The organism is Microbispora hainanensis (assembly GCF_006874475.1).
In the GTDB taxonomy this organism is placed as follows: domain Bacteria; phylum Actinomycetota; class Actinomycetes; order Streptosporangiales; family Streptosporangiaceae; genus Microbispora; species Microbispora hainanensis.
The window spans coordinates 45,296-58,761 of the sequence record NZ_VIRM01000033.1; the positions used below are offsets into that span (position 1 = coordinate 45,296).

Genomic DNA, 13,466 nt, shown 5'->3' on the forward strand with positions numbered 1-13,466 from the left:
GTGACCCCGGCGTCGGCCGCCGCCCGGGCGGCGTTCCAGCGGCTCCTCAATAACCGGTGGCGCCGTCGATCCGCTCGCGGAGCAAGTCGGCGTGCCCGTTGTGGCGCCCGTAAATGCCGATCATGTCCACCAGGATGCGGCGCAGCGAGATCGGCTGCCCGGTGGCGCGGTGGACGCCGGTCTCGTCCAGCGAGTGGGCGGCGACGATCTCACGGGAACGCTCGCATTCCGCCCGCCACACGGCGAACGCCTCCTCGACGTCCCCGCCCAGATCCTCGAAGTCCTGATCGGGGTCGTCGTCGGAGTAGTAGAGGAGCGGGACGTCCTCACCGGCGAACTGGATGCGGAACCACCACCGCTCCACGGCCGCGACGTGCCGGAGGATGCCGTGGAGACTGAGCCCGGACGGCGGCACCCCCTTGTCCGACAGCCGATCGTCAGGGACTCCCGCGCACTTCAGCGCGAACGTCTCGCGGTGCCATTCGAGGAAGGCCGTGAGGATCTCCCGCTCGTCGCCGACGAGGGGCGGAGTGGACCGGGTATCGGCGTCCCACTTCTTCGAGTGGTTCGCCTCGGGTATCTCGTTCACGGACCCGACCCTGCCAGACGGCTCCGACACTTCCGCCCGGCGCAGGTCCATCCCCCTTTCACCCGGCCCCGAAGGGGCCACGCTTCACGAGCGAGGCTAAATGTCGGAGCCCGCGGCTACTGTGCGGCGGGTGATGAGACGGTGGGGCCAGGCCGCGACCCCGGACACGGGCGACGCCGGGGTGGACGGCGCCCGAGCCGACGCCCGAGCCGACGCCCGAGCCGACGCCGGCGCCGGGGCAGGTGGCCGGGTGGCGGCCAGGCGCACCCAGGCCGAGCAGCGGGAGAGCAGGGTCGCCGCGGGCCTGTCGGAGCTGGAGCGGTGGCTGGCCGACCAGATCGGGCAGGGGATCGCGCAGGCACGCCAGACCGGGCCGGCCGACTGGGACGACCTCGCCAGACGGCTGGTCGACGCGCAGGCGCCGGGTGTGGCGGGGAGCGTCACCCGGCTCCCGCGGGTGCTCGGCGCCGAAGACTGGCCGGGCCTGCTGCTCGGGGAGTACGCGCTGCTTCGCCTGCTCGCGGTCGCCCATCGCCGCGCGGCCGCGCTGCCCGAGCCGTTGCGGCAGACCGTGCGGGCGCGGGTGGGCTTCCCCGTCACGAGGGAGTCCGTCCTGGCCGCCGCGGCGGTGCGGGACCACTGGGATGTCGTCGGCTGCCGCGACGAGGAGCAGGACCGGCTGGTCGCCCGGCGCGTGTGGCTGGCCGGGCGCACGACGGGCCGCCTGGCGATGGTGCTGTCGTTCGCGCCGGCCGGGCAGCCGCTCGACGCGTTTCCGCCGCCCGGCACGACGATCGACGCCGACCTGGCCTTCTACCCGGGAGCCTCGCCGCTGCGCGCCCTGGTGGCCGGGCGGCGGGGCCTCGTCGACGCCGGGCCGCCCCCGGGCACGAAGGTCTCCCAGGTGCCCGCGCTGATCGCCGAGGTGCTCGCGGCCGATCCCTGGACCGACTCCTGGCCGCTGGTGCTCGACGGGGCCGTTCCCTGCCTGGACGGCCTCGCGGACGACGAGGGGAACGCGCTGCCGCTGCATCCGTCCGCGGGCGTCCCGTGGCGCCTGCTGGCCGTCTCCGGCGGGCGGCCGGTGACGGTCGCCGCCGAGTGGACGCCGCGCGGGCTGGTCCCGCTGACGGTGTGGAACGAGGACGGCCGGGCGGTGCCGTTATGACGAAAGCCGTTTCCGGAGGACGAGAGGCCGGACGGGTCTCGTGGGAGGAGCTGGTCTCCACCGCGCTGGTGGGCGCCGACCGCCGAGCCGTCCCGCCGGAGAGCCTGTTGGAGCGGGCCGCCGAGCAGGTGGTGCGGATGCGTGCGGGACGGCGGCCGGGCAGGGGCAGGCCGCCGGCCCCCGCGGCGGCGGAGACGATGCCCCTCGTGCCCGGCGCCGCCGCGGACCGGCTGGCCCGCATGCTCGCGGGGGAGCAGAGCAGGCTGCTGACCGAGTGGCTGGAGACGGCCGCGGCGCGGCGGGTGCGGGTCCCGGCCGAGATGATCCCCGGGCTGCTCGACCTCGGGGCGCGCGACCGGTCGATCCGCGCCTGCCTGGGGGCGGTCACCGGAGCACGGGGCCGCTGGCTCGCCGGACTCAACCCGGCCTGGGCCTATCTGCTGGCGGAGCCGGCGCACGTGCCGCCCGACGAGGTGTGGGAGCTCGGCACGAGCGGCGACAGACGTGCCTTCCTGGCCGCCTTGCGGCACCGTGACCCGGCCGCCGCGCGGGAGCTGCTCGAACGCGGCTGGAGTGCCGAGACCCCGGAGGACCGGTCCGTGTTCGTGCCGATCCTCGCCGACGGCCTCGGCATGGCCGACGAACCGTTCCTGGAGTCGGTGCTCGACGACCGGCGCCGCGAGGTGCGGCAGGCCGCCGCCGATCTCCTCACCCGCCTGCCGCGGTCGCGGCTGGCCCTGCGCATGACCGCGCGGGCGCGCCGTCTCGTGACCGGGAACGGCTCGCGTCTCCGGGCCGAGCCGCCGCAGGAGTGCGACGGCGCGATGGAGCGCGACGGCGTCAGGGCGCGGCCGCCCGCCGGGATGGAGACGCGGGGCTGGTGGCTCCAGCAGGTGGTGGCGCACACACCGCTGTCGTTCTGGCCGGATCACCTCGGCATGCCGCCGCACGAGATCGCGGCGGCCCGGATCGGCGACTGGCAGCGAGAGGTCCGCATGGGCTGGACCAGGGCCGCCATCCTGCAGCGGGACGCGGCGTGGGCGCGTGCCCTGTTCGAGGCCGAGCCGCTGACCGATCTGCTGGCCGTGCTCCCGCCGGAGGAGCGGTCGCGCCGTGCGGCCGAGCTCGTGGCGGGCCATCCGGTGGACGGCCAGATGGTCATGATGCTGGGCGGCGTGCCGCGGCCGTGGGGGCACCGGCTGGCGAGGGCCGTGCTCAAGAAGATCGTCGAGACCACGCGGACGCAGCCGTGGAACGCCGGCGAGCTGATCCGGCTGGCGGGTGAGCGGTTCGACCCCGCGATGCACGAGCACGCCGGGGAGGTCCCCGAACTGGCCGCGACCCTGCGCTTCCGTTCCGAGATGCTGAAGGAGCTTGAGTGACCGGCATTCTGCGCCCGCACGCGGAGGACCAGTTCGCCGACGAGCTGGCGATCCTCGCGAAGACCGACGACCGGCCACGCCCGCCCGGCTGGCGGCTGTCGCCCTGGGCGGTGACGACCTACGTGCTGGGGGACGGCGGCCAGATCACGCCGAAGTACATCGGCCCGCGCAGGATCGTCGAGGTCGCGGTCGCGACGCTCGCCACCGACAGGGCGCTGCTGCTGCTCGGCGTGCCCGGCACGGCCAAGACCTGGCTGTCCGAGCACCTCGCCACGGCGATCAGCGGCGACTCGACCCTGCTCGTGCAGGGCACGGCCGGCACGGCGGAGGAGGCCGTCCGCTACGGATGGAACTACGCACGGCTGCTGTCGGAGGGCCCGTCCCGAGGAGCGCTGACGCCGAGCCCGGTCATGCGGGCCATGGCGGAGGGACGGCTGGCCAGGGTCGAGGAGCTGACCCGCATGCCGTCCGACGTCCAGGACGCGCTGATCACCGTGCTGTCCGAGAAGACGCTGCCGATCCCCGAGCTGGGGGAGGAGGTGCAGGCGACCAAGGGCTTCAACGTCATCGCCACGGCCAACGACCGCGACCGCGGGGTCAACGAGCTGTCGAGCGCGCTGCGCAGGCGGTTCAACACCGTCGTGCTGCCGGTCCCCGCCAGCACGGAGGAGGAGGTCGACATCGTGGCCCGGCGCGTGGCGCAGCTCGGCCGAGCCCTGGAGCTGCCGGAGACCGTGACCGGGCTGGAGGAGATCCGCCGCGTGGTGACGGTCTTCCGGGAGCTGCGCGCGGGCGTGACCTCCGACGGGCGGACCAAGGTGAAGTCGCCCAGCGGCACGCTCAGCACGGCGGAGGCCATCTCGGTCGTCACCAACGGGATCGTGCTCGCCGCCCACTTCGGGGACGGCGTGCTGCGCCCGGCCGACGTCGCGGGCGGCATCGTGGGGGCGGTGGTCCAGGACCCGGTCTCCGACCGGGTGGTCTGGCAGGAGTACCTGGAGACGGTCGTCCGCGACCGCGACGACTGGCGGGACTTCTACCGGGCCTGCCGCGATGCCGGCTGAGCAGGTGCCGGTGCCGGTTCTGGGGGTGCCGGTTTTGGGGGTGCCGGTGCCGGGGGTGTCGGTATTGGGGGTGCGGCACCACGGGCCGGGATCGGCCAGGGCCGTGCGCGACGAGCTGAACCGGATCCGGCCCGATCTGGTGCTCGTCGAGGGCCCGCCCGAGGCCGACGGCCTGGTGGCGCTCGCCGCCGATCCCGGCATGCGCCCGCCCGTCGCGCTGCTGGCGTACGTGCCGGGGGAGCCGTCGCGGGCCGCCTTCTGGCCGTTCGCGGAGTTCTCCCCCGAGTGGCAGGCGATCGCCTACGCCGCCGGGGCGGGCGTCGAGGTGCGGTTCTGCGACCTGCCCGCCGCGCACAGCCTCGCGCTCGACGCCGACCCCGTACGCCGCGATCCGATCGGCGAGCTCGCCCGTGCGGCGGGATACGACGACCCGGAGCGGTGGTGGGAGGACCTCGTCGAGCACCGGGGCGAGGCCGGGACGCTCGACGTGGTCGCCGAGGCGATGCGGGCCGTGCGCGAGGGGCACGTCGCGGAGGGCGTCGAGGCCCGGCGTGAGGCGTACATGCGCAGGACGCTGCGGAAGGCGACGCGGGAGGGCTTCGCCCGGATCGCGGTGGTCTGCGGGGCCTGGCACCTGCCCGCACTGACCCTGCCCACGCCGACCCTGCCCACGCCGGCTCCGCCCGCGCCGACCCTGCCCACGCCGGCTCCGCCCGCGCCGACCCTGCCCACGCCGGCTCCGCCCGCGCCGACCCTGCCCACGCCGGCTCCGCCCGCGCCGGCGCCCTCCGCGGGCGAGGACGAGCGGCTGCTGCGCGGCCTGCCGAAGGTCAGGGTCGAGATGACGTGGGTGCCGTGGACCCACGGACGGCTCGCGGCGGGCGCGGGCTACGGCGCGGGCGTCGCCGCGCCCGGGTGGTACGAGCACCTCTTCACGGCGCCCGACCGCCCGGTGGAGCGCTGGCTCGCCCGCGCCGCCGCGATCCTGCGGGAGGAGGGCCTGCCCGTCTCCTCCGCGCACGTCATCGAGGCCGTACGGCTGGCCGAGTGCCTGGCGGCGCTGCGCGGCAGGCCGCTCGCCGGTCTGTCGGAGGTCACCGAGGCGGTCAGGGCGGTGCTGTGCGGCGGCGACGAGCTGCCGGTCGAGCTGGTCCGGCGGCGGATGGTCGTGGGGGAGCGGCTCGGGCGGGTGCCGGACGCCACGCCGATGGTGCCGCTGCGGCGGGACCTGCGCGACGAGCAGCGGCGGCTGCGCATGAAGCCCGAGGTCATGGCCGGGGAGCACGACCTCGACCTGCGCAGGCCGCTCGACCTCGGCCGCAGCCGTCTGCTGCACCGGCTCGCCCTGCTGGGCGTGCCCTGGGGGACGCCGCGGCGGGCCCGGAGCAAGGGAACGTTCAAGGAGTCGTGGTCGCTGGAGTGGCGTCCGGAGCTCGACGTGGCCCTCATCGAGGCGGCCGTGTGGGGGATCACGGTCGAGGCGGCGGCGACGGCCCGCGTCCGCGACCTCGCGGGCGGCGCGGGCCTGACCGAGCTGGCCGGGCTGGTCGAGCGCTGCCTGCTCGCCCACCTGCCGGACGCGCTGCCGTACGTCCTGGGGTGCATAGAGGACCGGGCGGCGCTCGACGGCGAGGTGCGCCACCTTATGGGGGCGCTGCCCGCGCTCGTGCGGGCCCGCCGCTATGGAGACGTGCGCGGCACCGAGGGCCTCGCGGGCGTCACCGAGTCGATGCTCGCGCGGATCTGCGCCGGGCTGTCGCCCGCCCTCACGGGGCTGGACGAGGACGCGGCCCGGGAGATGGCGGCGCTGATGGACGGCGTCCACACGGCCGCCGGCTTGATGGGCGGCGGCCGGTGGCTCGCGACGCTGGCGGGGCTCGCCCGGCGCGACGACCTGCCGGGGCTGCTCGACGGCCGGATCGTGCGGATCCTGTTCGACGCCGGGGCGCTGGAGGACGACGTGGCCGCCCGCATGGCGCGGGCGATGTCGCCCGGCAACCCCCCGGCCCGGTCGGCGGCCTGGATGGAGGGCTTCCTGTCCGGGGGCGGCCTCCTGCTCGTCCACGACCCGCGCCTCCTGGCCGCCGTGGACGCCTGGCTCGCCGGCCTGTCGCCTGAGGCGTTCGTGGACGTGCTGCCGTTGCTGCGGCGCACATTCGGGGCGTTTCCGGCGCCGGAGCGGCGGATGATCGGCCGCAGGGTCCGCTCAGGCGCGGCGCCCGGGGGCGAGGAAGCGGCCGGTTACGACGACGGGCTGGCGGCGGCGGCCGTCCGCACCGTGCGCGACATCCTGGGGCACGAGACGGGCGGGAGGTTGTGATGGACGGCGAGGAGGAGCGGCTGCGCCGCTGGCGGCTGGTGCTGGGCGGCGCGGCGGAGGGGACGCTCGAAGGCGCGGACGCCCGGATGGACGTCGCCCTCACCGCCCTCTACGACGCGCAGGAGCAACGCGGCGCCGGCCTCGGCGCGTCCGCGCCCCGGGTGGCCCGCTGGCTGGGGGACATCAGGGAGTGCTTCCCCACCGGTGTCGTGCAGGTCATGCAGAAGGACGCCATCGAGCGGCTCGACCTGACCCGGCTCCTGCTGGAGCCCGAGATGCTGGAGGCCGTCGAGCCCGACGTGCACCTGGTGGGCACGCTGCTGTCGCTGAGCCGGCTGATGCCGGAGCGGGCCCGCGAGTCGGCCAGGGCCGTCGTCCGCACGGTCGTGCGGGAGCTGGAGGCCCGGCTGACGCGGCGCACGCTGACGGCCGTCAGCGGCGCGCTCGACCGCTCGGCGAGGACCCATCGCCCCAGGAGGACGGCCGAGGTCGACTGGAACCGTACGATCCGGGCGAACCTGCGCAACTACCTCCCCGAGCGGAGGACCGTCGTGCCGTCCCGGCTGGTCGGGTACGCCCGAGGGCAGCGGGCCGTCCGGCGGGAGGTCGTGCTCGCGGTCGACCAGAGCGGCTCGATGGCCGCCTCAGTGGTGTACGCGGGCGTCTTCGCCGCGGTGCTCGCCTCGATGCGTTCGCTCAAGACCTCGTTCGTGGCCTTCGACACGGCCGTGGCCGATCTGACCGATCGGCTGCACGACCCCGTAGAGGTGTTGTTCGGCACCCAGCTCGGCGGCGGCACCGACATCAACCGGGCGGTGGCCTACTGCGAGCGGCTCGTCACCCGGCCGGCCGACACGATCTTCCTGCTGATCAGCGACCTGTACGAGGGCGGGCCGCGCGAGGAGATGCTGCGCCGGATGGCCGCCATGTCCGCCGCCGGGGTCCAGGTGATCGTGCTGCTCGCGCTGTCGGACGAGGGCACGCCGCAGTACGACCACGACAACGCGGCGGCGCTGGCCGCGATGGGCGTGCCGGTCTTCGCCTGCACGCCGGACGCCTTTCCCGGCCTCATGGCGGCCGCCATAGAGCGCCGGTCGTACGACCAAGGTCGCATTCCCGCGCCAGGACGGTGATTTGTAATGTCCGTATCATGTCTTCGGTAATGACCGCTCCCGCCACCGTCTTCAGCCGGCACTACCGTTCCCTGAGCGTCGGGATCGTGGCCCTGGTGATGCTCGTCGCGTTCGAATATCTGGCGGTGGCCACCGCGATGCCCCTGATCGGCCGGGAGCTGAACGGCTACCACCTCTACGGCCTGGCGTTCAGCGGCGGCATGGCGGCCAACGTCATCGCCACGGTGGTGGGGGGACGCTGGAGCGACGCCCGGGGGCCGTACCCCGCCCTGTGGACGGGAGTGGCGGGATTCGTCGCCGGGCTGGCCGTCTCCGGGTTCGCGCCCGCCATGGAGGTCTTCCTCGTCGGGCGCTTCCTCCAGGGACTCGGCGGCGGCCTGTTCAACGTGGCGCTGTACGTCCTCGTCGCCCAGGCGTACCCCTCGGCCATGCACCCGCGGGTGTTCTCCGCGCTGGCCGCGGCGTGGGTGCTGCCGTCCGTGATCGGCCCGGCCGTCACCGGCTTCGTGGCGGAGACCTGGAGCTGGCGCCTGATCTTCCTGGGCGTGGCGGTGCTGTCGCTCCCGGCCGCGCTGATCATGTATCGCGGGCTGCCCGCCGGGGACGGGCAGCCCAGGGAGGCGATGGGCCGGGCCTTCCTGCCCCGGTTCGCCTGGGGCGTCTGCGCCGCGATCGGCGCGGCGCTGCTGCAGTACGGCAGCGGCGCGGCGGGCGCGGGGATCGTCCTGGCGGTCGCCGGGCTCGCGGTCCTCGCACTGGCGCTGCCGAAGCTGCTGCCGAACGGGACGCTGCGCGCCGCCCGCGGGCTGCCAACCGTGATCGCGCTGCGCGGTCTGGCCGCCGGATCGTTCTTCGCCGCCGAGGTGTTCGTCCCGCTGATGCTGGTGCAGGAGCGGCACCTGAACACCGCCGAGGCCGGGCTCGCGCTCACCGGCGGGGCCCTCGCCTGGTCGCTCGGCTCGTGGATCCAGGGCCGCAGGCCCCACGCGCGGGCGATGACCATCCGCCTCGGCGCGACCCTGATCGCCGCCGGCATCTGCGTCACCGCTCTGATCGTCATCCCCGCCACGCCGTCCCTCGTGGTCTTCGCGGGCTGGATGGTGGCGGGCCTGGGCATCGGCATGGTCTTCCCGACGCTGTCGGTGCTGGTGCTGGAGCTGTCCGCGCCGGGGGAGGAGGGCCGCAACAGCGCGTCGCTGAGCATCGGAGAGTCGGTCTTCTCCGTCGTCGCCGTCGCGGTCACCGGGGCCCTTTTCGCCGCGTACGGGGGCCGTCCGTGGGTCTACGTGACATGCCTCGGCCTGCTGGTCGTCATGGCGGGAACGGCCACTCTCGTGGGCGGCCGTTTCGAGCACCGCCGCGAACCGGGCACCATGGAGGTCTAGGGAATCCCGGAAATGCCGCCGTGGAGCAAGCCGGCCGGACGTAGCGCCACCGAGGCGCATCCGGGGCGGCTTTCGGCGGGTCCGGGGAGAGAAGTGAGGGGATCCGAGTGCCGCGTGTCCGGGAGCTGGAGGTCTTCAGGATGACCCTGCCGTACGGCAGGCGTCCGGAGACCGTCCTGGTGAAGATCACGGACTACGGCGGCATGGTCGGCTGGGGCGAGGCCGTCGATCCCGCCGAGGCCGGCCCGCTCGAGCGGGCCCTGCCCGCGCTCATCGGCATCGACTGGGAGCACCCGTCGGAGCTGGGGGAGATCCCCGGCGGCGCGGCCGGCGACATGGCCTGCTGGGACCTGTGGGGCCGCATGAACGGCGTCCCGCTCTCCCACGCCCTCGGCGGCAGCCGCACGTCGCTGATCGCGACCGTCAGGCTGACGGCCGACCGCTCACTGGAGAGCATGGTCGCCCGGGTGAACCGGCACGTCTGCGCGGGCTACGGGCACGTGACGCTCGACGTCCATCCCGGCTGGGACGTCGAGCCGCTGCGCGCCGTGCGCGCCGCCTATCCCGGCCTGGCCATCGCGGTGGACGGGCGCGGCGCCTACACGGAGATCGCGCAGCTGGAGGCGCTGGACGCCTACGGGGTGGTGGCCATCGAACGCCCCTTCAAGGACCTGCTGACCAGCGCCGACCTGCAAGACCGGGTGTCCGCCCAGGTCGCGGTCGAGGTGGCCTCGGTGTCCGAGCTCGACGAGGCGGTGAGCCTCAACGCGGGCCGGGCGCTGCTGCTGCGTCCCGCGAAGTTCGGCTCGCTCGGCGCCGTACGGCTCGCGCACGACCGCGCGGTGGAGGCCGGGTGGGACATCGTCTGCGCCGGCGGCCTCGGCGCGGGGCTGGCCCGGGCCGCGACGGTCGCCGTCGCCAGCCTGCCCGGCTGCTCCCTGCCCAGCGACGTCGCCGAGCCGCCCAAGAGCGCGCAGGTGGTGCTCCCGCCGGTCGGCGCGTCCGGCGGGGTCGTCGCGGTGCCGCTCACCCAGCCCGGTCTCGGGCACACGGTGGACGAGGACCGGGTTCGCCGCATGGCCCGCGCGTCGTTCCGCGTCTGACCCGCGCTCCCGCCTACGGCACGCCTCTGCCTACGGCGGGCGCCGGCCCGGGCGGGAACCGGCTCGGCTCAGCTCGCCATCGCCGCGCTCGGCGCCCCGCAGCCGTCGTCGATCGGGCTGGGCGTCCCCGGAGACGGGAGCACGGGCGTGGGAGAGGGCGGCGGGGAGTTCCGGTGCCGATGCCGGTGCCGTCCCGGAGCGGACGGGGCGCCGGACGGAGTGGCGGAAGCACCGGCCCGGGCGTGCTCCGAGGCCCGGATCGCCTTGGCCGTGAGCAGCCGGATCCGGTCCCAGTCGGGATAGGCGGTGTTGATCAGGGGCGGCACGAACTGCAGGCCGGTGATCGCGGCGTGCTTGACCTTCCAGGCCAGCGGCACCAGGTGTTCCAGCATGGGCCGGGGCACGTCGGTGCTGAGCATCCTGCGGGTGGCCGCCGCGATCTCGGTGAACCGCGTCAGCACCGTGGCCGGGTCGGCCTGGGAGAGCAGGGCCCCGAGGACGCACCGCTGCCGGTGCATCCGGTCGAAGTCATCACTGAAGGTGCGGGAGCGGGCATACCACAGCGCCTCGGTGCCGTTCAGCCGCCGGGTGCCCGCCCTGACGACGCCCTCGTCGTGCAGGCCGTACACGATGTCGCGGTCCACCGACACCACGAGCCCGCCGAGGGCGTCGATCATCTTCGCGAAGCCCCAGATGTTGACCAGGGCGTACCAGTCGATCCGCAGGCCGAGGGTGTAGCCGACCGTCTCCTTGAGGACCTCGGCGCCCATGTTCCGCCGCCCGCCGAACAGCTCGGGATGGTCGTCGGCGTACTGCCACACCGAGAACAGCAGGTCCTCGCGCCAGCCGGGGCGATACTCCGGGAGCTGGAAGCCGAAGGGGAAGCGGGCGGCCATGGCGCTGCCCGGGGGGAAGCGGACGTGTTCCAGGTTGCGCGGCAGGCCGAGCAGCACGGTGTTGCCGGTCCGCACGTCCACGCTCGCGACGTTGAGGCTGTCGGTGCGCATCCCGATCCGGTTGTCGCCCCAGTCGCCGCCGAGCAGGAGCACGTTGACCCGGTCGCGGCCCGCCCACGGGTCCTCCTGGCGTACGACACCGGCCGCCTGACCGGTCCCGGCGGGAGCGGCGAACAGCGAGTCGAGGGTCTGCTCGGACACGCGGGCATATCGGGCGGCGATCGCGAACGGCACCGCGACGGTGACCGCGAGCACGCCCGCGACCAGCCCGGTGAGGACCTGCCCCCTGCGGGGCAGCCGGCCGGGCCGCAGGACGACGTACGAACGGATGACCAGCCAGAACCAGGCGACGGCACAGGCCCCGAACACCAGCGAGATCTGGCCCAGCCATCCCAGCGCGCGTCCGGCGAGGCCGGCGTCCGCGCCGAGGGCCACGCACACGACGGCGACGACCACGGTCAGGTAGCCGCCGAGCAGGAGCAGCCCACTGCGCCACCGGCCCGCGCGCAGGTGCGCCGCCCCGGGCAGCACCGCCGACAGCGCCACCCAGCCGATGAGCGCGGTGGCGTCGAACGCCGGCCCGCCGCGACGCGTCGCCGGCGGGGCGCCGTTCCGGGGTGCGAGATCAGGGGTGACCACGCGTCAATTGAAGCGACACCGGCCGCGGAAAACCCGTCGGCGGCACCAGCCGGAACAGTCCATACCGGCATTTGACCGGGACTCGACCTTGGCCTCGGCCTACCAGGGGAAAGCGAACAGCCCGTAGTAGGCGGCGGTCAGCAGCAGCAGCGCGGTCCCGCCGAGCACACCGGCGAGGACGCTCTTCTGCCAGGGCGTCGGCTCCCAGCCGTCCCGCAGGCCGCCGGTCACCGCCGCGAACGTCGTGACCGTCTGCACGAGCATCAGGAGGGCGAGCAGGCGCACGACCAGCCACCCGGCCTGTACGGCGGGCCAGGCGCCGGCCTGGTTGACCGAGAACAGCACGATGAGCGTGATGAACGCCAGGACCGCGGCGAGCTCGCCGAGGCCGGTCCAGGCCATCCTGCGCAGCCGCCGCCGGAGGGCCGGCCACAGTTGCACGGTGGCCTCCAACCTGGCCTGCAGCCGCAGGTCGCGCCCGCGCAGCCGGACGACCATCTCGGTGACCGGCGCCGCGACGTAACCCACCGCGGCCAGGCAGAGCGTCAGCCACAGGATCGTGCTGTTGCCCCACCACGGCGCGGCCGGCACGTCGGCGGCCTCGAAGCGCTGCACCGGCGTCGCCCCCGCGATCGCCACCGAGGGCCTGGCCGTACGCGGCAGGTCGTTCATCCAGTTGGCCAGCGTGGGCAGGTAGTCCGGGACGTACGGCCCGCCGTGGATCCGCATGGCGTGGTCGGCCCCGGCGAGGAAGCGGATCGTGTAGTCGGTGTTGCCGCCCTCGGCCAGGGCCGTGGTGAGCGTCACGGTGCTCTCCACGAAGGGGATGGACGGGTCGTCGGTGCCGTACAGCGCCAGGACGGGCTGGGTGATCCCGCGCAGGGCGGGCACACCGTCGTAGCGCAGGAAGTCGAAGCCGACCCCGCCCATCGCCCGCGTGAGCAGGTCGCGTACGCCGGTCGGGGCGTGCAGGCGCAGCAGTTGCTCGTTCAGCGCCCAGGCGACCTGGCGCAGCGGGGAGACGTTCGGGGAGGAGACCAGCACCACGAACGCGGCCTGCGGATCACGCGCGGCGGCGATCGGGACGACCCAGCCGCCCTCGCTGACGCCCCACAGGCCGGCTCGCGCCGGGTCGACGTCGGGCCGTCCGCGCAGCACCCGCAGCATGCGCAGGGCGTCGTCGGCGAGCAGGCCGAAGTCGCGGCTGCGGAAGGAGTAGCCCACCGTCCGCTTGTCGTACGCCAGCGTGACGATGCCCGCGCCGGCCAGCCACTCGGCCTGCTGGGTGAACTCGCCACCGTCGCCCGACCCCGAGCCCTGCACGAACACCATCGCGGGATGGCGTCCGGGGGACAGGGGCGCCCTGATCGTCGCCTTCAGCGTCTCGTTCTTGGCCGGCACGAGGAGCGTCTCGGTGCGGAACCTGTCGGTGCGGGCGACGGGCCGCACTTCGGCGGCGGGCTGAGGAGGTAAGTCGCGGAACTGGGGCGAAGCGGATAGAGGCGGGGGATCGAAGGCCGGCGGGGAGAGCAAGTGACCGACGGCGGCGAGTGCCACCATCAGCACACCGGCGATCACTCCGAGAGTGCCCCGGCCGACGTTCATGAGGCCGCTCCCCCATGCGTACTCGCGATACCGAACCCAGGCTAAGTCATTACCCTTTCTTTGCGTCATGCACCAGAGGGGCCGTTGGGGCCGCGTTTGTCGGAGGGACCTGTTAGCTTCCT

General features: G+C 74.4%; 10 protein-coding genes. 7 read left to right on the forward strand and 3 right to left on the reverse strand.

The genetic code is table 11. The annotated features are described in order from the left end of the window. Positions 1–46: 46 nt before the first annotated feature. The gene (locus FLX08_RS24780) at positions 47–589 is read right to left on the reverse strand and encodes a DinB family protein (RefSeq protein WP_244312868.1); all 543 of its coding nucleotides are present in this window, start codon (positions 587–589) and stop codon (positions 47–49) included. A gap of 133 nt (positions 590–722) precedes the next feature. Here FLX08_RS24780 and FLX08_RS24785 point away from each other — a divergent pair, with 133 nt between their 5' ends. The 7 genes from FLX08_RS24785 (at position 723) to FLX08_RS24820 (ending at position 10,144) form a co-directional block, all read left to right on the forward strand. Then, positions 723–1,757, forward strand: coding sequence for an SWIM zinc finger family protein (locus FLX08_RS24785; protein WP_244312872.1), 1,035 nt, complete (start codon positions 723–725; stop codon positions 1,755–1,757). Further along, complete coding sequence (locus FLX08_RS24790; RefSeq protein WP_142621850.1) at positions 1,754–3,139, forward strand: DUF5691 domain-containing protein; 1,386 nt, start codon at positions 1,754–1,756, stop codon at positions 3,137–3,139. The genes FLX08_RS24785 and FLX08_RS24790 overlap by 4 nt, the downstream gene beginning before the upstream one ends. Next, a complete protein-coding gene (locus FLX08_RS24795; protein WP_142621852.1) occupies positions 3,136–4,203 on the forward strand; it encodes an ATP-binding protein in 1,068 nt (355 codons plus the stop codon). Before FLX08_RS24790 ends, FLX08_RS24795 begins: the two co-directional genes overlap by 4 nt. Continuing rightward, a complete protein-coding gene (locus FLX08_RS24805) occupies positions 4,193–6,523 on the forward strand; it encodes a DUF5682 family protein (protein WP_244312869.1) in 2,331 nt (776 codons plus the stop codon). The genes FLX08_RS24795 and FLX08_RS24805 overlap by 11 nt, the downstream gene beginning before the upstream one ends. Further along, positions 6,523–7,656: a VWA domain-containing protein gene (locus tag FLX08_RS24810; protein ID WP_142621854.1), complete on the forward strand. Its 1,134-nt coding sequence runs from the start codon at positions 6,523–6,525 to the stop codon at positions 7,654–7,656. The genes FLX08_RS24805 and FLX08_RS24810 overlap by 1 nt, the downstream gene beginning before the upstream one ends. A gap of 17 nt (positions 7,657–7,673) precedes the next feature. Further along, the gene (locus tag FLX08_RS24815; RefSeq protein WP_142621856.1) at positions 7,674–9,041 is read left to right on the forward strand and encodes an MFS transporter; all 1,368 of its coding nucleotides are present in this window, start codon (positions 7,674–7,676) and stop codon (positions 9,039–9,041) included. 107 nt (positions 9,042–9,148) lie between these two features. After that, a complete protein-coding gene (locus tag FLX08_RS24820) occupies positions 9,149–10,144 on the forward strand; it encodes an enolase C-terminal domain-like protein (RefSeq protein WP_142621858.1) in 996 nt (331 codons plus the stop codon). Between the two features lie 68 nt (positions 10,145–10,212). On the opposite strand, the gene FLX08_RS24825 is transcribed toward FLX08_RS24820, so the two are convergent. Beyond that, positions 10,213–11,739: an LCP family protein gene (locus tag FLX08_RS24825; RefSeq protein ID WP_142621860.1), complete on the reverse strand. Its 1,527-nt coding sequence runs from the start codon at positions 11,737–11,739 to the stop codon at positions 10,213–10,215. Positions 11,740–11,838: 99 nt separating this feature from the next. Beyond that, the gene (locus FLX08_RS24830) at positions 11,839–13,344 is read right to left on the reverse strand and encodes an alpha/beta hydrolase family protein (RefSeq protein WP_142621862.1); all 1,506 of its coding nucleotides are present in this window, start codon (positions 13,342–13,344) and stop codon (positions 11,839–11,841) included. Between the last annotated feature and the right edge of the window lie 122 nt (positions 13,345–13,466).